This window comes from Dictyobacter formicarum (genome assembly GCF_016587435.1).
The window spans coordinates 22,497-44,108 of record NZ_BNJJ01000039.1; the positions used below are offsets into that span (position 1 = coordinate 22,497).

The 21,612-nt window shown below is 53.1% G+C and carries 19 protein-coding genes; 8 read left to right on the forward strand and 11 right to left on the reverse strand.

The features are described from left to right. Positions 1 to 10: 10 nt before the first annotated feature. From JMI88_RS36975 to JMI88_RS36995, 5 genes are all read left to right on the forward strand, one after another. The gene (locus JMI88_RS36975) at positions 11 to 469 is read left to right on the forward strand and encodes an anthrone oxygenase family protein (RefSeq protein ID WP_201367109.1); all 459 of its coding nucleotides are present in this window, start codon (positions 11 to 13) and stop codon (positions 467 to 469) included. Between the two features lie 120 nt (positions 470 to 589). Further along, positions 590 to 1,375 (forward strand): cytidylate kinase-like family protein, encoded by a 786-nt coding sequence (locus JMI88_RS36980; protein WP_201367110.1) that lies wholly within the window; start codon positions 590 to 592, stop codon positions 1,373 to 1,375. A gap of 82 nt (positions 1,376 to 1,457) precedes the next feature. After that, positions 1,458 to 3,041 carry a multicopper oxidase family protein gene (locus JMI88_RS36985; protein ID WP_201367111.1) on the forward strand — a complete coding sequence of 528 codons (1,584 nt, stop codon included), beginning with the start codon at positions 1,458 to 1,460 and terminating at the stop codon, positions 3,039 to 3,041. Between the two features lie 601 nt (positions 3,042 to 3,642). Further along, positions 3,643 to 3,852: a hypothetical protein gene (locus JMI88_RS36990; RefSeq protein ID WP_201367112.1), complete on the forward strand. Its 210-nt coding sequence runs from the start codon at positions 3,643 to 3,645 to the stop codon at positions 3,850 to 3,852. A 12-nt stretch (positions 3,853 to 3,864) separates the two neighbouring features. After that, a complete protein-coding gene (locus tag JMI88_RS36995; RefSeq protein ID WP_201367113.1) occupies positions 3,865 to 5,499 on the forward strand; it encodes an ABC1 kinase family protein in 1,635 nt (544 codons plus the stop codon). A gap of 64 nt (positions 5,500 to 5,563) precedes the next feature. On the opposite strand, the gene JMI88_RS37000 is transcribed toward JMI88_RS36995, so the two are convergent. From JMI88_RS37000 to JMI88_RS37045, 10 genes are all read right to left on the reverse strand, one after another. Continuing rightward, the gene (locus JMI88_RS37000) at positions 5,564 to 5,914 is read right to left on the reverse strand and encodes an SDR family NAD(P)-dependent oxidoreductase (protein WP_201367114.1); all 351 of its coding nucleotides are present in this window, start codon (positions 5,912 to 5,914) and stop codon (positions 5,564 to 5,566) included. Positions 5,915 to 5,974: 60 nt separating this feature from the next. Next, positions 5,975 to 6,967 carry a universal stress protein gene (locus JMI88_RS37005; protein WP_201367115.1) on the reverse strand — a complete coding sequence of 331 codons (993 nt, stop codon included), beginning with the start codon at positions 6,965 to 6,967 and terminating at the stop codon, positions 5,975 to 5,977. A gap of 33 nt (positions 6,968 to 7,000) precedes the next feature. After that, a complete protein-coding gene (locus tag JMI88_RS37010) occupies positions 7,001 to 7,459 on the reverse strand; it encodes an acetyl-CoA carboxylase biotin carboxyl carrier protein (RefSeq protein ID WP_201367116.1) in 459 nt (152 codons plus the stop codon). Positions 7,460 to 7,529: 70 nt separating this feature from the next. Next, on the reverse strand, positions 7,530 to 8,039 hold the full coding sequence (locus tag JMI88_RS37015) for an acetyl-CoA carboxylase biotin carboxyl carrier protein (protein WP_201367117.1): 510 nt from the start codon (positions 8,037 to 8,039) through the stop codon (positions 7,530 to 7,532). Between the two features lies 1 nt (position 8,040). Then, a complete protein-coding gene (gene accC / locus JMI88_RS37020) occupies positions 8,041 to 9,414 on the reverse strand; it encodes an acetyl-CoA carboxylase biotin carboxylase subunit (RefSeq protein WP_201367118.1) in 1,374 nt (457 codons plus the stop codon). Positions 9,415 to 9,658: 244 nt separating this feature from the next. Beyond that, the gene (locus JMI88_RS37025; protein WP_201367119.1) at positions 9,659 to 10,615 is read right to left on the reverse strand and encodes an acetyl-CoA carboxylase carboxyltransferase subunit alpha; all 957 of its coding nucleotides are present in this window, start codon (positions 10,613 to 10,615) and stop codon (positions 9,659 to 9,661) included. 155 nt (positions 10,616 to 10,770) lie between these two features. Then, a complete protein-coding gene (gene accD, locus JMI88_RS37030) occupies positions 10,771 to 11,697 on the reverse strand; it encodes an acetyl-CoA carboxylase, carboxyltransferase subunit beta (RefSeq protein ID WP_201367120.1) in 927 nt (308 codons plus the stop codon). 107 nt (positions 11,698 to 11,804) lie between these two features. Continuing rightward, positions 11,805 to 12,758, reverse strand: a complete 954-nt coding sequence (gene fabD, locus JMI88_RS37035; protein ID WP_201367121.1) for an ACP S-malonyltransferase — start codon at positions 12,756 to 12,758, stop codon at positions 11,805 to 11,807. 188 nt (positions 12,759 to 12,946) lie between these two features. Continuing rightward, entirely contained in the window at positions 12,947 to 13,729 is a 783-nt protein-coding gene (locus JMI88_RS37040) for a PIG-L deacetylase family protein (protein WP_201367122.1), read from the reverse strand. A 36-nt stretch (positions 13,730 to 13,765) separates the two neighbouring features. Further along, the gene (locus JMI88_RS37045) at positions 13,766 to 14,383 is read right to left on the reverse strand and encodes a nuclear transport factor 2 family protein (protein WP_236023230.1); all 618 of its coding nucleotides are present in this window, start codon (positions 14,381 to 14,383) and stop codon (positions 13,766 to 13,768) included. Positions 14,384 to 14,822: 439 nt separating this feature from the next. Here JMI88_RS37045 and JMI88_RS37050 point away from each other — a divergent pair, with 439 nt between their 5' ends. From JMI88_RS37050 to JMI88_RS37060, 3 genes are read left to right on the forward strand one after another with little or no spacing between them, the layout of a single operon-like run. Then, on the forward strand, positions 14,823 to 16,934 hold the full coding sequence (locus JMI88_RS37050) for an ATP-binding SpoIIE family protein phosphatase (RefSeq protein ID WP_201367124.1): 2,112 nt from the start codon (positions 14,823 to 14,825) through the stop codon (positions 16,932 to 16,934). After that, positions 16,922 to 17,284 carry an STAS domain-containing protein gene (locus JMI88_RS37055; RefSeq protein WP_201367125.1) on the forward strand — a complete coding sequence of 121 codons (363 nt, stop codon included), beginning with the start codon at positions 16,922 to 16,924 and terminating at the stop codon, positions 17,282 to 17,284. The genes JMI88_RS37050 and JMI88_RS37055 overlap by 13 nt, the downstream gene beginning before the upstream one ends. A gap of 47 nt (positions 17,285 to 17,331) precedes the next feature. Then, entirely contained in the window at positions 17,332 to 18,090 is a 759-nt protein-coding gene (locus tag JMI88_RS37060; protein ID WP_201367126.1) for a DUF1990 family protein, read from the forward strand. A gap of 75 nt (positions 18,091 to 18,165) precedes the next feature. Here JMI88_RS37060 and JMI88_RS37065 read toward each other — a convergent pair whose 3' ends face one another. Beyond that, positions 18,166 to 21,564: an AfsR/SARP family transcriptional regulator gene (locus JMI88_RS37065; protein WP_201367127.1), complete on the reverse strand. Its 3,399-nt coding sequence runs from the start codon at positions 21,562 to 21,564 to the stop codon at positions 18,166 to 18,168. Between the last annotated feature and the right edge of the window lie 48 nt (positions 21,565 to 21,612).

Consider the following 21,612-nt stretch of genomic DNA (forward strand, 5'->3'; position numbering starts at 1 on the left):
TGGAGGCACAATGTACGCTCTACTTGAGATCGTGAACTTTGTGACGCTGGTATTACTGGTGGGTGGACTATTCTATGTGCATGTAGCTGTTGCACCCACCTTTGTCGCGCTCAAAACGGACAGCTATGCTGAGGTTCATCATGTGATCGACCGCTACAGCGACCCGTATATGCCCATTCTAACCTTTTCAACCGCGTTACTGGCAATTGGCGAATTATGGTTTACCCAATCTGGCTGGCAGTTGCTGAGCAGAGGCATCGGCATTGTCTGTATTGTCAGTGTCGCCCTTATCTCAATTCGTATTCACGGACCGATTAACCGGCGTATCCGCACATGGGAGCCGGGCAAGCAATTGGAGCATCTGGATGATCTGCGAGCGCGCTGGGTCGCGGGCCATCGCGTCCGCACCGCGCTCGCCTTCATCGGCCTGATCGCGCTATTACTTCCTGTTGTGTTTCCAGCGTCATAGCGAGCAAGTGTTTTTTACAGTCAAGACAGATGAGGATTGTAGGGCCTGACCTATAAATAAAGTCCAGGCCAGGTGTGCCTGCAATCCTCATCTGTTTCTGTTGCAGGAAGAAGGTAAAAAGTGAAAGATATCAGACCGGGCTATTCGCATAAGTATGGAGAAAACGAGCCGGCAGCCTCTCCATTAAGCGTCATCACCCTATCGCAGCAGTATGGATGTGCTGGTGACTGGATTGCGGTACAACTGGCGGCCAGGCTACGCTGGCAATGCGTCAATCATGAGATTGTCGGGCGAGTCGCGCAATGGCTGGGGGTCACGGTAGAGGAGGCCGAGCAACACAATCTGCGACTGTATAGCTTTGTTGAACGCTTCTTGCTCTCAATGCAGCTGTCTTATCCCGAAACCGTGGAAGCCCTGGCCGGCCAGCCTACTCTGCCCATATTGCCCCACAGGCAGGAACGTCTCTACCATAAAGCATTACAACATGTTGTCGAGTCTATTGCTGCCAGCGGGCAGAAGGTGATCGTGGACCATGGAGCACAGGCGCTGCTCGCAGGCCGTCCCAATGTGCTTCATGTACAGATAGTCGCCCCATTGATGCAACGCGTGCGCCGGGTGATGCAGAGAGAACAGTTGAGTCAGCAGCAGGCTCTGGCGCAGGTTCAACAGAGAGATCAGCAAATGCAACACTATCTCTGGTCGCAGTGTCGCCGGGATATCAATGATCCGCTTCTGTATGACCTGACCATCAACAGTGGTTCTCTGGATGTGGAAGGTCAACTCGGCATGATCTGCCAGGCATACGAGCGCAAGGCAGCTCTATTCCGTGAAGCCATGGCAGACCAGGTCTACCTGATCTATCCCGCACCTGAAATGGCAGCCGAGGCCTACACTCTTACAAGTTGAGTAAGTCGGTGGTGAGTGCTTCTTTTATACTGCACACGAAACTGTTTATTATGCTAGCAACTAGCCACGAAAGGTACTCATTGTGCAAAAACAGATACTGTCGAAACCACAGCTGCATCTGAATATGATGCATGTTGTGCTGATAGTGACGACCCTCATGGTTATTGCTGGAGGTATCGTCGATGTATTCGTTGTGCATCATGCCCCTGCTGTCTCGACTCCAACAACCGACAGCAGTCCAAATACGCTGCCCGCGCCACAGCTCCCATCAGGTTCTGGCGTACCGACCTCATTGAATATGGGCATGCCTGCTGGCGCATCGACTATCCCCATTACAAACCTGAAGGCGCCAGCCACCTCGGCCCACATGAAGCAGTTTACGCTGACCGCTGAGAACGCGACGGTCTCCTTTGGCTCTGGCATCAATATCCCATCCTGGACCTTTAATGGTGTGGAACCGGGACCAACCTTACGCGTGCAACAGGGCGACCTGGTAGTCGTCAATGTCGTTAACCACCTTTCATTTGGTATCACTATTCACTGGCATGGCATCAATATCGTCAACTCGGCCGATGGTGTGGCTGGAGTCACCCAGGACGCCATCAAACCCGGGCAGACGTACGTCTATCGCTTTGTGACCAACGACCCCGGTACCTACTGGTATCATTCACACCAACTGGCCGACGAGGAGACCACCGGCGGTCTGTTTGGCATGTTGATCGTTGATCCTAAAACACCAACCATCCATGCTGATGTCGATTATAGTGTTGCCTTACACGAATGGAATACGGACAACAACCAGACTGTATTTACCCTGAACAATACAGCCCAGACGCTCAACGAGGCGGCCCGCCCCGGACAATGGGTGCGCTTGCGTATCGCGGAAACGTCCAACACCGCATCAACCGCTCCGCATCTTGTAACGCTGCTGGGGGCACCGTTTAAGGTCGTCTCGCTCGATGGACACGACCTTAATGCACCGCAATGGCTGCACGAAACGCCCTTGCCGATCGGGACGGCGCAGCGCTATGACTTGCTTTTCCAGATGCCTGCGCAGGGATCAGTCTCGCTGGTAACAGCGGAAGAGAAAGATAATCTGCACTATCAGCGCTATCCTTCAATCGTGATTGGACAGGGAAGCGTGCCGGCGCAGCTGCCACCGGTGACGTCATGGTTCGACATGACAACCTATGGACAGCCAGCGCACAGCGCGATTACGGCGCAGAGCCATTTTGATACCAGCTATAGCATCGCTCTGAACAACATGATGGGTACCTCGCTGGGACGCACCGGCATGACCTATACCATGAACGGCAAGGTTTTCCCCAATACTGGCATGATCATGGTCAAAGAGGGGCAGCTGGTCAGAATACATCTCGACAACCAGAGCGCGCTATACCATCCAATGCACCTGCACGGTCATACCTTTACCGTCATCGCACACAATGGTCAGCCACTCAAGGGCAGTCCTGTCTACCTGGACACTGTGCTGGTTCCACCCCATAGCTCGTATGATATTGCGTTTGTGGCTAACAATCCCGGCATCTGGATGATCCACTGCCACAACTTCGTACACGCCAACTGGGGCATGGACATGATGCTGATGTATGATAACTACTCGACTCCCTTCAACGTAGGCACGCAGTCCGGCAACTTCCCAGATTAAGCCGTAGATGCGCCCCTATGATCTTTAACATATAAAGCAAGTAGAAAGCGGGGAGGTGCAGGCACGCCGCTATCAAGCGGATGGGGCGGCCAGCCCTTGCAAGGGGACGGTATCGCTCGTTGAAGGAAGAAATCGGAGGCAAGCTCCGAACCTATGGGGACGGTATCGCTCGTCAAGGGAGCCAATCGGGCGCAAGGCCCGAACCTATGGGGACGGTATCGCTCGTCAAGGGAGCCAATCGGGCGCAAGGCCCGAACCTATTGGGGTCATGTTTCTTGAAGGTTTCATCGCATGGGCCATCGAAACGTATCAAGAATAATGACACCCATAGTTCGGGCCTTGCGCCCGATTTACCCTCTACGCTCGAAAAATTTCCCATAGGTTCGGGCCTTGCGCCCGATTTTTCGCTCACGCGTGAAAAGGTTCAATAAATGATCTTAAAAAATAAAAGATCATAGGGCCGAACCTACGATCTTACGCGCTGGATAATAGCGGGGGAAGATGGTGGTTGCATTATAGAAGCAGGCCTTTGTCCTTTTTTGTGAGTGACACAATAGCGATGATACATAACCAGACATAACAAGAGAGGAGCGCATCTTCGATGGAAAATCAGCAAGCAGACTATCGTCAGGCTTTATACAGCCTGACGCACAGTGTGTACCGCGCAGGCGTTGGTCTTGGTCGCGCGCCAATGAGCATGCTGCCACGTGAGTCACAGCAGGAATTTAAGGCGGCTGGCACCGAGTTTGTCAGTGGACTGGCGAAGCTCGCATATGGTTTTGCTACCACTCTGGATAAGATGGCCAGGTAAGGAAAAATGTGTATGCTGGATAAAGCACCTCGAATCGCTAACGTTACACGCTCCTTGCAGATTGTGCATCTGCTCTTGTGGCTCAGCTGGGCCATCTACCGCGAGCGTCGCCGCATGGCCAGGCTGCGGCAGTCTGGTTGTGTCCAACAGCCAGTGAGCGAGGCGTTGATTCGGGTGCTTATCCACTTTCGCAATAGCGCCCCAAAGCTGGGCACGCTCATGATTAAACTTGGTCAGTTTCTCAGTCTGCGCGTTGACCTGCTACCGGAGCAGGCCCTGGCCATTTTACAGCCGCTGCAAGATGGTATTCCTCCCGCCTCGTTTGAGTACGTGGTCGCGCTGATAGAGGCTGAGCTGGGCAAGCCGGTCGAGGAAGTGTTTTCTGTGCTAGAGCCCGGCTGTATCGCCGCCGCCTCGCTGGGCCAGGTACATAAAGCGGTGTTGGCCGCTACTGGCGACGTTGTAGCCGTCAAAGTACAGCGTCCCGATATCGAATATCTTATCCGTATGGATTTGCGTACCCTGAAGTTTGTCATCTGGATCATTAATCATCTCTTTCACACACATGATCTGCTGGATCTCAATGAGCTGCTGGCCGAGTTTGAGCGCATCGTCTACGATGAAATAGATTATCTGCGCGAGGCCATTAACGCCAGAAAGTTCAGGGATATGTTTAAGGATAACGCCAGCATCTATATTCCTCGTGTGTATGACCAGTACGTATCGCGGCGTGTGCTGGTCATCGAGTGGATCGACGGCATCAAAATCAATGACTATGCCGCGCTGGATGCGGCCGGAGTAGACCGGCTGGCGGTGGTCAAATGCACGGTATGCGCCTATTTCTATCAATTTTTTGAGGCCGGCTTCTTTCATGCCGATCCACACCCCGGCAACATCTTTGTCAAAGCGGGCTCGACAGGACAGGAGCCAGTGATCGCTTTTATCGACTTCGGCATGACAGGTTCGCATACAAAGAGCATCAAGAAATCGCTGCGTGATGCATTCCTGGCCTTTATTATGCGCGATGCCCGTTTACTTATCAATGCGCTGGGCCGGCTGGGTTTTATCGGTGAACGTGCCAACCGCAGCGCTATGGAGCAATCCCTCGCTGTTCTTATAGAACAGTACCATGGTCTAACCCTGGCTGACATGCATAAGATTGATATGGTGGAACTGGTACAGGAGGTGCTGCAGCTTTTTCGTGGTCAGCCGTTTCACATTCCCGCCCAGTTCGCCTTTACTGGCCGCGCGGTGAGTACGCTGGCCGCTCTCTCGACCGAGCTCGCGCCCGAGTTCAATTTCGTCGAGGTCGCTATCCCCTACGCGAAGGCATTTCTGGGGCTGAGTCTTGAAGATGTAGAACAGGGACTATACCAGGTTGGTCGCCAGCTCCTCGATACGGGCAAGGTATTGCTCACCTTGCCCCGCACGCTGGAACAGGTACTCGACGAAATCAAAGCTGGTCGCATCGCTATTAATGGGCGCAGCCAGTCATCGCAGCATAACAGCTTTGTCCTGCTCCTCATGTTTGTGTTCTCGCTCCTCTGTGGCACTCTCCTAATGATGAACGCTCACCAGCTCGTGGCTAGCTGGTTCTGCTTCGGCCTGGGAAGCCTGGTCGCCCTCCGCCTCCTCTTCAAAAACTAGCAACCCCAATTAGTCCATGATTGAGACCCGGGCGGTCCGGCCGCGCTTCTTGGTGAATATGATATCACTCCTTTGCTGCAATCTCAGCAGGCTTGGCCCATCTTCGGACCGGAAGGGTCTTCGCGACCTGATCGATCACCTCCATGTTTCCTTCTATCCCAGGAGTCCGTACCAGGTGAGGCGCAATCGCGTTGACATTGACCCCCGCCGGCCCAAACTCTGCCGCCCATGACCTGGTCAGCAGTGTCAGCGCCGCTTCCGTTGCCCCATAGAGGGAGGCCCCGGCGAAGCCTTTATGAGCCAACACAGTGGTGATATTAATGATTTTTCCTGATCCTTGTTCGACCATCTGAGGAGCAAAGGCGGCTACCAGGTAAAACGGAGCTTTGAGGTTGGTCGTGTTGATAAACCTCAAAGCTCATCTCATAGTCAGAATCTCAAAAGGTCAAGTCGTGTTCCGGGCTGTTTGCTGACTTTATCGAATGGTGTCATAGCCTCTGGCTTTTTCTATTAACGAAAGTGAGGGCCGGGCAGGGGAGAAAGTGATTGGCCGGGTTGATGAACGCTTCACCAGCATGACGGGGGCCTTACTGGTTTGTATGACCTGCTGCAGCATTCTGGCATGATGGGAGAAGAAGCTGCTCAGGCTCCCCCGGCGAGCTGCAGCCGCCACTGTGATGTCGAAGTCATGCAGGTGGCAGAGCCGCACAATCTCCTCTGCTGGCTGACCACACGTGACCTCGACCTGCACAGAGAGTCCCCGTGTGCGCAGAGGATAAGCCAAAGCCTCCAGGTAGGTGCGTGCGCAGTCAATTTCGCTCTGCAGCTGCAATTGGCGTGATTGTCTGCGCGCACTAGAGGCTTTGCGGGTATCGTCTACTACCGTCACCAGTGCTATTACCGCTCCTGTCATGCTGGCTATCTCAGCGGCAGTTTCAACCGCGTGCAGGCCATCGCCTTTAAAGAAAGGAACCAGGATGCTCCGGACAGAAGATAGCGCTGGCGTATGGATTGTACGAGGCGTTGATGGGACGTACAGGAGCGGCAGTGAAGTGCATTGCGCCAGCGCGGCGACCACGTTTCTCTCGAAGAAGGCAAACGATGTTGTACGTTTGCGGGGAGCCAGTGCCAGCATGCTGGTACTCGAGACGCGCTTGATAGTATCCAGCACGCTACCTATCTGATCGCCTTCCAGTACCGTTATCTGGATCGCCAGGGCGGGTAGCTTGTCCTGCAAGCGCCTGGCGATAGTCTGCAGATGCTTGTACGCTCGGTTGATCGAGGCCAGGTACTGGCTGATTGGCATTACTGCGATGAAACCGAGACCCGAGACGGTTGAGTAGGGAGGATCAATGACGTATAGCAGGTGCAGGCAGCTTTTGGTTGCAGACGCTAGTGCTGCCACTGGTAGCAGGGTCTCCGCCTCGACCGAGCTATCCAGTGGCAGTAGAATATGTGGTTGCATCATAGGAACTAAATCCTTTCAATGCCTCTTACTCTCTCAGACAGGCTCAACTTGTAGCAGGACATCGCCCTTTTTGACCACGCTTCCGCTTTGCACCTTGATCGCCACTACCCGGCCAGTGACATCGGCCTGGATCTCGCTAAATACCTTCATTGCTTCAATCAATGCCACAGTTTGATCAAGCCGTATGATATCTCCCACCTTGACAAAGGGATCTGCCGTTGGCGTGGGTGCGGCATAGTAGACCCCGGTGAGAGGAGCTTTCATCTCGATTGTACGTGTAGCGGCAGGCGTTGGCTGAGGGGCCGGGATGGCAGGTTGTGGTAGCGGCACAGCAGTGATAAGCTGCGCCGGCTGGTGAGCTTGAATGGTGGCGGGAGTGCCAGAGTGACGCCGCAGAATGATCTCTAGCTCGCCCTCTCCCAGTTCGATTTCGCTAATGCTGCTCCCCTGAAGAATACCGAGAACAGCCTCAACACGCTTAACCCACGACATACTTTTTCCTCTTCATTGTGCAACAGTACAGGTTATATACAGAATGGAGCATGAATGGAGCATGAGATGTTCAGGGCATGATTGTCATCAGCGGCTGCCCATATTGGACAGGCTCGCCGTCTTGCACCAGCAACTCCACGACGTGTCCTGCTACCGCCGCCTCTACCTCGTTGGGAACACCGATGGAGATGATGACAGCGACATGTTGTCCTTCCTTCACCGCGTCTCCCACTTTGACCAGAGGCTGATCTTTTGATTTCGACCAGCTTTGAAAGAAGCCCACAAACGGTGAGGTAACAACGTGTGGTTGTTGCTCTGTAACAGACTCGACGACAGGCTCCGTGCTGGCTGAAGAGGCCAGCGGAGTCGCATACTCAACGACAGCAGGTGCCGCTTTACGGAGCACAATACGCGTTTTTGTCTTGCCGTGCCGTACCTCAAGTTCCGCGATATCGCTTGAGTCGATGAGGCTAACCAGCTGCCGTAACTGCTCAAGCGTCACACCCTCATCGATATCCGTGCGCAAATCTTCATCTGTCAGGGGCGTGATAACTGTGGTAGATGTATTTATGTTCTTCAACTCAAGCCGCCTTTCTAGAAGCCTGCTCGATACCCAGGGCTACCGCCTCTTCCTGAATAAAGCGCGTATAGGCCTCGCCCTCTACGAAGGTAGGATGGTCGATCAGGCGGCGCAAAAACGGGATGGTAGTTGGCAGTCCCTCGATCACAAACTCATCCAATGCGCGGCGCATGCGTATGATCGCCTCTTCTCTGGTTTCGCCCCAGACGATAAGCTTGGCCAGCAGCGAATCGTAGTAGGGTGGAACCTCGTAGCCTGGATAAAGATGGCTATCGACGCGCACTCCCGGGCCTCCTGGCATGATATATTGCGTCACCGTACCCGTCTGGGGACGGAAATCGGCCTCCGCGTCCTCCGCCGTAATACGGCACTCGATGGCGTGATAACGAAACTTCACGTCCTCCTGGCGAATGCTCAGTGGATGTCCGGCCGCGATGCGGATCTGCTCTTTCACCAGATCGAGGGTGGTGACCTGCTCGGTGACTGGATGCTCCACCTGGAGACGCGTATTCATCTCCATAAAGTAGTAGCGATTCTGCTCATCTACCAGGAACTCCATTGTGCCGGCGTTGCGATAGCCCACCGCCAGGGCGGCTTTGACCGCTGTCCTGCCCACCTCCTCGCGTAGCTCAGCTGGCAGGTGCGGACTCGGTGCCTCCTCCAATACCTTCTGGTTACGTCTCTGACATGAGCAGTTGCGCTCACCCAGATGGATGCCATTGCCATGATGATCGAGGAGCACCTGAATTTCGACGTGGCGCGCCTTGCCTAGATAGCGCTCGAGATAAATACCATCGTTCTTAAATGCTTCGCGCGCCTCGTTCTGTGCCAGCAAAAAGGTGCGCTCAAAATCCTCTTGTCTGGTGACGAGACGAATGCCACGGCCACCGCCGCCAGCCACCGCTTTCAGCATCAGCGGAAACCCAACCTGTTTGACCGCCTCCAGCCCCTCGGCCAGCGAATGCAGTACAGGTGTGCCAGGAAGCATCGGCATGCCCGCCTCCGCCATTGCCGCCCGTGCCGACACCTTGTCGCCCATGATCCTCATCGCGCTCGCCGGTGGCCCGATAAAGGCAATGTTGGTATCCGCGCAAATCTCGGAGAAGCTGGTATTTTCTGAGAGGAAACCATAGCCAGGATGGATAGCCTCAGCCTGCGAAAGAGTCGCGGCGCACAGAATATTCGGAATATTTAGGTAGCTCTTGCTACTGGGTCCCGGTCCAATACAAATATGCTCATCGGCCATACGTACAGGCAAAGAGTCTTTATCGGCTTCTGAATGCACAATCACGCTGCGTATTCCCATCTCGCGGCAGGCACGAATGACACGCAAGGCGATCTCTCCGCGATTAGCGATTAGAATGGTACGAAACATCGTTAGTCTTTGATCAAGGCTGGTATGCCTCGACTCCTCCCCTCTTGTGTCATCAATTCTGGAGTGAATAGATGCACTTGAGATCATACGTTTTCCGCTTTCCCGCGAGTTACCCACGACGAAACTCGTAGGTGCGCCTCTCGTGTGCGGCTTTACCCTTCACGATCGAAGAATAATCTTATTTCTTTTCCGATCGGGAAAGTATCAAGCGCTCGCAAGGAGCGTATCTACGATTTTTGTTGGATTATGCGGTTATGCGGATGAATGCTCCCATATTTCTGTATTTCTGGTAGCGGTTCTCCAGGAGGTCGTTGATGGTATAGTTTTGTAGTTCGTTGAGGTGCTTGAGCAGGCTCTCTTTCAGGTAGCCTGCGACGAGGCAGTGGTTATGGTGGGCACCGCCGACTGGTTCGGGCACCAGCTCGTCGATAATCTTCGTCTGTGCCAATTCGCGAGCGCTGATGCGCATGGCCTTTGCCGCATCCGGTGCGAACGACTTGTCGCGCCAGAGAATGGATGCCGCCGCCTCTGGTGCCGCGACCGTGTAGACGCTGTGTTCAAGCATCAGCAGGCGATCCGCGACGCTGAGCGCAAGGGCACCTCCGCTGCCGCCTTCACCAATTACCACAGAGACGATCGGCACGCGCAGGCGTGACATGAGCTGCAGATTTTCCGCGATGGCGGTGGACTGACCGTGCTCCTCATCCTCTAAGCCAGGGAAGGCTCCCGGGGTATCGATCAGGCAGACGACAGGGACGTTAAACTTCTCGGCAGCGCGCATCAGGCGATACGCTTTACGATAGCCTTCCGGATGAGGCATTCCGTAGTTGTGATACTGTTTCTCTTTGGTACTGCGCCCTTTCTGCTGGCCGATGAACATGATCGTATTGCCACCCATCTTGCCGAGCCCAGCGAGGATAGAATGGTCATCGGCGAAGGCACGATCCCCATGTAGCTCCATGAAGTCGTCGCACATCAGGCTAATGTAGTCGGCGGCATAAGGGCGATCTTTGTGGCGTGCTACCTGTACCGTTTGCCAGGCGTCGATATTCGCATACAGTTTCTGGGTGCGGTGGTGCAGATCAAGGATCGCCGCGTCCAGTTCTTGCTGGCATCCATCATCGTGACACTCTTTTTGTAGGGTACGTATCTTTTGTGCGGCCACTGCAAGTTCCTGCTCAAAGTCCAGATCGTAGCTCATTTTTGGCTCCTTTATATGTGCAAGATGTACTTTTCGTTAAGAAGTGCTTACCGAGAGAGGCAAGGGACATTGATCTCGCCATTTAGCTCAGCTGTCCCTCTGTGCCTCCTGTGGACACCCGCCAGAGATGCCCTGATATCATTGATTGTTTCGGTTTAGATATGGCGTTGTGGCTGCCAGTTGCCCGCTTGAGCATAGAAGCTGAGCAAGCGTGCCAGCGTCTGGCGCAGCTCATGGCGCGATACCACAGCATCGATGAGTCCGTGTTGATAGACGAATTCGGCAGTTACCGCTCCCTTGGGGAGCTGTACATGCATAAACTGCTCGATGACGCGGGGTCCCGCGAAGCAGACGAGTGTGCCTGGCTCGGCCATGATTACATCACCCAGCATCGCGAAGCTGGCCGTGACGCCACCGGTTGTCGGATCGGTTAACAGGCTGAAGAAGGGCAACCTGGCTTCTCCCAGCTTTGCCAGCGCCGCAGAGGTTTTTGCCATCTGCATCAGTGATTGGATACCTTCTTGCATGCGCGCACCACCAGAGGCCGAGGCAATCAAGACAGGGATGTGCCGCTCGATGCCCAGCTCGATGGCACGGGTGATCTTCTCTCCCACGGCAGCCCCCATACTGCCACCGATGAAGCGAAAATCCATGATAGCGAGAGCGATCGGTAGGTCCTCAATCGTAGCGTGTCCGATGACGACCGCTTCGTTTAGATGCGTCTTCTGGCGCTCTTTCGTCAATTTCTCAGCATAAACCTGTGACTGATTGGAAAAGTTCAAAGGATCAGCAGAGGTGATATCGCTATCGACCTCGACAAAGCTGTCGCTATCCGCCAGCATCTCGATACGCTCGTATGCCGTGAGTTTAAAGTGATAGTGGCAATGTGGGCAGACCTTGAGGTTGCGCTGGTAGTCTCGCTCGTAGAGAAGTTCTTTGCACTGTGGACACTTAACGACAATATTCTTGGGAATGGTAATCTGCGGTCGTCGTGGTGCCTCCGGAACCGCTGGCTCTAATGGTGTCACAACAATGGTCACATCGGGCTGGGCGCTCTGGGTTGCTGCGATAGGCGAGATCATGTACTGCTCCTTTTGCTGGACTAGATCAAACTTTAGTAGAACACTTCTTTTTTTGATAGGTTATGAGTCGTACGTAGATTGAGCTGTTCAGTGCATTGGATGAAAGATTATGCGGCATATGCCGGGCTGTTCAATGTGGCTGCGACCGCAGCCACTCTCTCAAGTGTGTCGGCGGCGAAGGTCTTGCTATCAGGGGCGATCGAGCGTACCAGGCGCGTAAGTACTTGCGAGGCACCAAGTTCAATAAAGGTGTCACAACCGGACTCTATCAGCGTCTCGACACAGCGTACCCACTGAACCGGATGCGTAATCTGCGTGATAAGTTCATGGCGAATGTGGTGGCTCTGTGTGATGGCCTCGCCAGAGACGTTGGCGACCAGCGGTGTGTGTGCATTATGCCAGGAGAGGTGCTGCATGACCGCGGCGAGCGCGGATTGCACAGGCTGCATCAGCGGTGAATGGAAAGCACCTCGCGTAGCCAGGCGTACGGCCCGCACATTTTTATGTGAAGTGGCGGCATCCATCAAAGCCAGCACTCCTGCCTCTGCACCAGAGACGACGAACTGCGTGTGTGTATTCCAGTTCGTGACAGTAACGAGATGATGCTGCGAGATTGTCTCACAGAGATCGTGTAATGCCTCCACCGCCAGGCCTACAATCGCCGCCATTGCTCCTGGATGCTCATCCTGCACCTGATGCATCAGTTTTCCACGTTGGCTGACCAGATGCAGCCCATCCTCGAAAGAGAGCGCGCCCACGGCCACCGCGGCCGTATATTCTCCCAGGCTGTGGCCCGCCACCATCGCGGGCTGCAGGCCCAGCTGCTGCGCATACTCGGTCAGAGCCAGTGAATGAGCAAAGAGCGCTGGCTGAGCAACATGGGTCTGGCTTAAAGACGCCTGCGGCCCCTCCAGACAATACTGTGTAACAGGCACACCTGTCGCAGCGTTACTCCGCTCCAGGTAGTTTTCAAATAGTTCAGGAGCGCCTTTTTGTAACTCACTGCCCATACCAACCTTTTGTGAACCCTGACCTGGATAAAGGAAAGCAATCTTACCCATGCTATGATCCTTTCTTTTACGAAGCATTAGTTGTAACAGAATAATTATTTGTAGTCATTATTTGTAATACACCCATTGCCGCACGATTACATGCAAGGTAAGGCAAAAAAATATGGGGGGTCCGTTTGCCAAAAATAGAGGCCCCGGGTCATTGACCCGGGGCCTCTATTTTTGGCAAACGGTGTTATTTATTGACCAGCTGATGTGAGGTGTGGAGATGGAAGGGCAGGAACATTGTGTCCACCTACTTCATCAAATGTCATAGGTGCGGTTGCATACTCACTATTCGAGTAATCACTGCTGATGAACGTATCGCGACCCAGCAAACCTTTGACCATTACGAAAGGCTCAAGGGAGCGACCATCGCAGTAATTATCGGGATGGCTCTGCAATGCCCACCAGCTTGCTCGCATCGCAGCGATATCGGGCAGCATATAGGACTTAGAGCTCTCAGAGTGATGCAGGGCGATGGCATGTTTTTTTAGATCGATATAGTCCGTAATATCAACAAAGAAGTTGGGCAGGAAGCCCCAGTTTTGTACTGGTGGTTCAGCATAGAGAATGCACTCCACGCAACTGGTACGCCGGGCAGCATTCACTGTCGCGGCCGCAACCATATCATGATCCTGGTGTCCATAGCCAGCGTTCTGCGGATAATGGGTGATTACAACCTGTGGGCGCAATTGTTTAATATACTTCTCGATGAGCGCAACGGTATCAATATCGCAGGTCAGGCGACCATCGGGCAAATCGTGCTGTGTAAGCGTATAGCCGACGATTTCCGCGACTGCCTGCGCTTCAGATAACCTGACCAATCCGACTGACGTGTTGCTGCGAGTCCCAGTGGTAAGCGTAAGTACATGCACCTGATAATTCTCACGTGCGAATTTCGCCAATGTTCCCATACAGGAGAGCGCGTCATCATCGGGATGAGCGAAAACGGCGAGGATCGTTGGGTTCATACTCCGCATGATTCGTTACCTTTCCATACATGAAAAAAAGACATGTTATTGATTCGTTGCATCCGCCGTATCGCTTGCATATAACCAATCTTCGGCCTCCCGATAGAGTTGAGCAACGCGTTCAGGATGATCGGTTGCATAGAGATCATCGGCTCTGACCGAGTAGCCAATGTTTTTCAGATTATAGGAGGTGAAGCGATAGGCGGCCGGGGCCTGTGCCAGTTCTTCGCGGTTCAACTCCAGATGGTCAGATGGATAGACGGGAATGATGGTGTCTTTCTCATAGACGACATCGAGGGTAAGGATGCGCCATTCGCCATTACGCCTTTCAACGCGCGAGTGAAGACGGCAATAGATAGTAGCATCCGCCAAAACGCCATTAAGCACCGAACGTCGAATAATCAGCGTATTGGTCTCTGCGATGGCTCGATTCCCCTGCACCTGCACTTGCGTCGGACCAGTCAAATGCGTGAGATGCCAGCCACCCTTTTTCGCCTCCAGACGATGAGAGGCATCAACATACTCGTCACCTGTCCCCACAAACCATCCTATGCGGATCAGGGAATCAGGATGATACATTGTGCGCAAGCGCTCCCATTGCTGTTGATCTCTATAGAGCCGTTCAAACTGAATCAGGTCGGCGACAGCGAGCTTATCGAACAACTCCTTGAATTTGTCGTTTTCGTTCATCTACGTTCGAGCAGCACTAACGCCTTGACGATGATACAAGTGCTGCCATCTCCTTTCGCAAAAGTTTACACCGCTTATCCTAGTGTAGCGGTTTGCCGTCTTCTAACCCGCCTGGTAAGAGTATGCTTGAAAGCATAAGATTCGCGCCTGCGGCCCCTGACACCACGCGCCTGCGGCGCTCAATAAATCTTTTCTGTGTTAGTGCAATCTGTGCTCTTTGCGCACAGATTGCACTAACACAGAACGCAGGCTCGGGTGCGTATGCACCCGCCCGTACGGGGGCGCCTGGCTTCCTACTATGATGAACTTCGGACACATTCTAAGTCTTCTAACCAGCGTAGTAAGTGGAGGGTAAATCGGTGTGGCTATTCTCTACTCTAGAGTGAGCTTATTATAGAGTAGGAAGAGTGCTATGCTCGCATTCCAGGTAACGACAAGAAAAGTAAAACCGCCGCATGCATCCAGAAGGCCCTCGACGCGTAGGCGCCAGCGCTGGTATACCATCGCACGTATTAGCGGCGCGATCTGTCTGGTTGGCGTCCTTACCGGTTTATCGAGGCTCCTGGGGCTGTCGCTCTGGTTTTTTACGCTGCTGCCCGTCAGTATGAGTCTCATCGTTGCGCGGCATCACTACTATCATCGCAACACATTCTTCCTCACCGCCGGTGTAGCGCTGGTCTATTTTGGCGGCATTACCGCCTTGCAATTACTGGTGCATAGTCCAGGTACGCCCGAAATCATCGTTGTCACCACGACACTGATGATGGCTGTGCTATTCGAGCCGGTGCGTGCCGCCATCCAGCGGGTGATGGAACGGCGTCTCCACCTCTCGGATGAGTTAGTCCAGGCCATCGAAGCGTTTAGCTCGACATTGCGGGAAGAGATCGACCTGGATCAGGTACGTGAACGCTTTCTCGATGTGGTGCAAAGAACCATGCAGCCTGAGAGCGTCTCATTATGGCTGCATACGACCTTAAACGCTGAAAAGATGATCACCATTGACGATACCGACCCTTTTATTGCGTATGTGCTGCGTCACATTGGCATTGTAGAACTAGAGCGCCTGCAACTGCCCTCTCCTGTTGTGCAACAGCTACGCCAGGAGGGCATAGAGATGACGTTACCTCTGATCAGTCAGGGTGAATTGCTGGGATTGCTTAATCTGGGGTCGCGCCTGAATGAGCGGGAATATACGCGGGAAAACCGGAGCCTATTGAACACGCTGGCTGCTCAGGTCGCGCCTGCATTACGGGTAGCTCAATTGGTGCAGGCACAGCAGATACAGGTACGCGAACATGCCCGGATTGAGCAGGAATTGCAGACCGCCCGGCAAATTCAGCACTCATTGCTGCCCGAGCAGGTGCCGCAACTGGCCGGCTGGCAATTCGCGCCCTACTACCAGCCAGCGAAAGAGGTAGGTGGCGATTTTTACGACTTCCTGACCTTTGAAGATGAGTCTCACCTGGGCATCGTCATCGGTGATGTAACGGGAAAAGGAGTGCCGGCGGCCCTGGTGATGGCGACGACCTGTACGATGTTGCGTACCGCCGCACAGTCTACGGTCTCACCGGGCGAAGTGTTAGCGCGCGTCAATGAACTGCTGGCGGCCAGAATTCCGCCGGGCATGTTTGTTACCTGCTTCTACGCACTGCTTGACTTGCAAACTGGCAGATTGTGCTACGCAAACGCGGGCCATGACTGGCCATTTCACTGGGGCAAGCATAGTGTGGCAGAACTACAGGCAACCGGTATGCCGCTCGGAATGATGCCTGGCACACACTATGATGAGCAGGAGACCTGCCTGCTCCCGGGTGAAAATATCCTGCTATACAGTGACGGCCTGGTAGAGGCGCACAATGCGCGGCACGATTTGTTCGGACTGACGCGCCTCAGAACCTTGATTGAGGCGCACGCAGAAGATAGTTCGCTGATTCCTGTGTTGCTCAACGAACTGACGACCTTTACTGAAGATGGTTGGGAGCAAGAGGATGATGTAACCCTGGTGGTGCTACAGCGAGCACCACTGGCCATAACGACACGCGAGCAGATACAAGACGGTTGGCGTGAATTGGGCCTATGGAGCATAGCGAGCGCGCCCGGCAACGAGCGCGAGGCGATGGCGCTGGTCGCAGAAGCAGTGCGCCCGCTGGGGCTTTCTTCGGAGCAGCTGGCCAGGTTGGAAAGTGCCATAGCCGAAACGGTAATGAATGCGATCGAACACGGCAACCAGTCCCGGCCCGAGGTGCCAGTCACGCTTCAGGTCTTCGCATCGGAGGACGCGCTGATTGTGCGTATCCGGGATGAGGGCCAGTACCAACCAACATCCGCCATCGAGGAATATGAGGAACCAGATTTGTTCGCGAAACTGGCTGAGCGCCAGACACCGCGTGGATGGGGCCTCTTCCTCATCCGCAACCTGGTAGACGAAATGCATTGTAGTGGAGACGACCATCATCATGTTGTCGAACTTATCCTGTATGTCACAGAACACCACAGAGAGGAAGATGCGCTATGCCTCAAGTAAATGCAGTTATGGGTGTACGGTACAGTAGTCCTGAAGTGAGCATCATTGATATTGAGGGCGATATCTCTGCATCCTCCAACCAGGTCCTCACAGATGCATATGCGAAGGCAAGCACATCCACAACACGTGTAATCATTCTGAACTTTCTCGAACTGGCATATATGAATAGTAGTGGTATTGGCTTGCTCGTCACACTACTGATTAAGGCAAATCGGCAAAAGCAGCAGATGCTGGCCTATGGATTGAGCGCCCACTACCGCCATATCTTTCAACTGACACGGATTAGCGATGTCATCAAAGTATATACCACCGAGTCAGAGGCACTGGCCTTTGCATCGAAGCTCTTGTAATGCGTTGAAAGTGAAGATGAAGGAATAGTAGAAAGAAGAGCACAACAATGGCAACGACTTCAAACTACCTCCCTCCGACTCCGGATGAAAACGGGGGGCAGCGCAATGCTGCTCTCTACTGGACGCAGACCTCTACGTTACATATGTCCGATACTCCGACAGGAGCGTTAAATCTCAACGTCGATGGACGCGTAGCGGTCGGACCATTGCAGGGCTTTGGTCAACTGTGGCAGAAAACGTACCAGCTACGCTTGCCCGGGTCAATAATGACGCCGGTTGAAGTAATGCAGGAGTGGAAGGCGAACTTTGCGCGCTTCCAGCCTCCGGATAATCGCTTTTATGCCGTCCAGGGAAGAAGCATGGAGCCAGGGCAAACTATTCTCATTAATGCAACGATGACCGGTATTGCCTTGCCCACGGGCGTAATCGTGTTGTACGCCGACGACGAGTCGTTTGCGCTGATGACGCCGCAGGGACATCCCGAGGCTGGTTGGATTACGTTCAGCGCCTACACCGAGGAGAGCGAACTGGTCTGCGAAGTGCAGTCATTGGCTCGGGCAAGCGATCCTCTCTACGAGATTGGATTTCGCCTGCTGGGTTCTCAAGTACAGGAACAAATATGGGTGCATGTGCTCAAAGAACTCGCCGCACACCTCCAGCAAGAGGGACAGATCTCGATGGAGAAGGTATGTGTCGATTCTCGTATCCAATGGTCCGCGGCACGAAATATCTGGCAGAACGCGGCCATCCACTCAATGCTATATACATTGAGCCTACCCGTGCGTAAGCTACGCAGAAAAGCGTAGAAACCTTATCTATCTCACGCGTCATACAAAACGATAGATCGAGCCACCAGGTCCGCAACGGAAACGCAAATGCGACTACGATGGGGAGGTGGCTCGCCCATTCTTTTTGGTCGGTTCGGTGGTACCTATGAGTCGCTGGTGCAGGCTTTGAATGGCCTGACCAGGGAGAGCTGACAACTCCTCCTGCAGCGTTTCGACACAGCGCTGATACTGGCGTAACGCCAATCCCCTCTTTCCTTGCCGCATGTAATAGCGCATCAGTCCATAATGCGCCTCTTCCAGACAGTTGTCTATCGCCAGCATGTGCTGCCAGTGGGCTGCACTCTCATCGAATGCCTCTTCCTGCCATGCGATATGGGCCAGATGGTTGCGCGCCTCCAGGTAGATACGCCGTAACTCGTCACGCTGGAAGGAGCACCAGTCGCTATAAAACGACTGCACATAATCTCCCTGATAGAGCTTGACCATCGCCGTGAACGATGCATGGGCATCGTCACGCTTCTCATTGGAGAGAAATTTCTTTGCACGCGCATAGTGTTCCTTGAACAAGGCCACATCGTAGTAAACCTGATCTTTGCCCTTGGCCGCAAGATCAAGGCTATAGACGCCATTTTGCGAGACAAGGTACGCTTCATTGAGAGCTTTGCGTAGATAGTAGATAGTTGAGTGAAACGTTTGGTTGATCTGATCATCGACCTGCGACCAGAGGGCAGTAATAATCTGCTCCTTACGCATGGGACGTCCGCAATCGAGCAAGAAAAAAAAGAGCTCCATGGCGCGTGCCATGCGCCAGCGCGTAACGAGTTTCTCGTTAATGTAGACGCTGGGTTCGCCAAAAGCGTGCACCTTGAGGCGCGGATGCGCAACCACCTGAAGAGTAGCAGGCTCCGTCGCTGCAGTCGTGAGCGGATCTGCCGATGAGGATTGCGCTTGCGGCTTTTTCTCCTGTACCTCTGACTTTACTTGCTCTTGATGCAGCAGCGTGCGCAGACGTGACAGGGTTGGATGTGTCCTGACGATCCGAAAGAGTTCTGGCAAATGCTTCAGACCTGTAAGAACGAGCTGCTCGTAGAAGCTCTGCCGCTCTAAAATGGTTGTCACCTCTTCCAGATTTTGCACGGCATCAGCCTGTTTTTTCAATGCCAGCTGGCAGGCCGCAATACGGAGCTTAGCCCAGAGCAACTCGCGCTTCAGGCCAGAGGTTTTGAGAGACGACTCCAATCCTGTAAGGTAGACAAGAGCCTCCTCGAAGCGATCCTGGTGAGAGAGAACCGTGCCGTGCGTTAGATCATGGATCGCCTGTTCATAGCCCATTTTGCCGCCTTCCGGCAGGTGGGTGTCAGAAATGAGCAACAGAGCAGTTGAAGGATCGTCCATCAACAGATAGGTCATAGCGAGATAGCAAAGGCAACAGTTGATCAGGTAATTATCCTGCACCTTCCGCGCCAGTTCCAGACCATTCTCCAGATTTTTCAACGACTGGTCGTAGCGCCCCTGATCCTGATAGAGGGAGCCCAGGTTCACCAGCACATAGCCTTCTTCGCGCTCGAACTGTGGTGTGCCATGAGCAATGGCCAGACCCTCGTTTAACGCATTCTCTGCCTCTGCAAATGCCCCCTGACGCTGCTTAAAGGTCGCTAAACGGGTGAGGTTATTGACCTTACCTTTTTCATCATGAAGTTGATCGCAATAACTGATCGCGCGTGAAATGTGATGCTCGGCAAGCACAAAATTACCAATGAGGCCATAAGCATTTGCCAGCGCACTGTGTACATCCGCCGTCTGATTGCGTATAGTATGCCGTCCCCAGAGGTGAAGAGCCTTCTGTAAATGTTCAATGCCAGCAGAGAGCTGGCCTAAAAGACTGACACAGATACCCAGGCGGGCATATGCTTCTGCCCGCAAGATTGCCTCATCTGACGGAGTGATTTCCAGCACCTCCTGACATAGTTCCTGCGCCTCTTGATATTCTCCAGTTTGAAATAAGGCTTTGCTGCGTAAGATCATAATTTCCACCCGTAGTTTCAAATACGCGGAATTATCGGAGGGAGGCATATTCGCGAGCAGCGTTGAGGCAGTATCTAATAAAGCCAGTGCGGAGGTATATTCGCCTTTCATAAGATGGATATTCGTGCGTATCAAAAGTAATTGGGGATGATGTTTGATCGTCTCATCTGGCAGTGCATCGATCCAGTGTAGTAGCGTTTCAGTATGTTGTTTGCCGGCCATTAGTTCATATGCTTTGATAATCAATTGTACCGTAATAGAGCTCTCGCCAGCGGCCAGGGCATGCGCGATTGCTTCATCGTATTCACCGGCAGCCTCAAATATTTCGGCGGCATGATGGTGAAGCTCCACGAAGCGTTCTTGATGATGGCGGCGCAGGTCATCGCACAACAATTCGCGTAGGATTGGATGGCAGGTATATATTGGTTGAGGACCATCATCACTACAAACAACAAACATTCCCTGCTGCACCAGGCGCTCAAGGTGCTCAGCGGAGTTAGTAATATTGAGGAGAGCATTACAAAGCTCAGGCGTCATCTGCTGAAGAATAGCGGCCTCTTTAAGAAAGGCATAAACGGTGGGTTGGCGACTAAAGATTTCATCAACCAGGTAAGCAAAGAGTTTCTCGCGTTCCACACGCATAAAAGGGAGGCTCTGCAAGAGGTAGGTACGTGTATTGGTCAGGAGCTGCTCTGCGTCCCCCAGACGTGTGCCGAGCAAAATGCCAACGATCCAGCCATCAAAAGATATAGCCAGCTGCTCTGCTTCCGCTTCACTAGGTGGAGTGACCCCTTGAATGTTGGCCAGTTCCAGAATTTCTTGAGATGTCACACGCAACATATTGCTGCCCCAGCCAATTGCTTGATGGTGAGCGAGCAGCGTAGCAAACTCAATTGAAGGCGTAGAGCGGCTCTCGATAACCAGCACACAGTTTGGGGGCAATTGTTGTAAAAGCCTGTTTATGATATGTGTGATTGGGGCATTCTCGTCAACATTATGATAGTTACAAAGAAAAAGTGCAAAACTTTCAGAAATTTTTGTTCTTAATGCGATTATCAGTGCATCAATAAAGTTATCGAAGCGACGAGGATCATCGCTGCCAGGTGTCGTATCGGAAGATTCATTGAGAAGAAGTATATCAAGTGCCGTCCCAAAATCTGGAAAGCGTTGTCGAATGCTTGTAAGTAAGTTTTGGAGAAATAGAATAGCATCAGTATCATTGGAATCCAGGAAATACCAACAGCAAGGTATATTGGTATGTTGGGCAAAATCAGCCAGTAAGGTCGTTTTGCCATACCCGGCAGGTGCACATAGCAATACAAGTTTATAATGTGCGGCGGCACTTTTGTTAGCTTCAAAACGGTCACCAGCAATGATGGATTGAAGCCTGGAAACCAGCGATGCACGATGCAAAAGAGTTTGTGGTAACGCGGGAGCAATGAATTTGCTTCCATGCGTAAAACTCATCAGTGCATCTCCTTTCTAATCTAGCATTAAGGATGCTGCTACGATCAA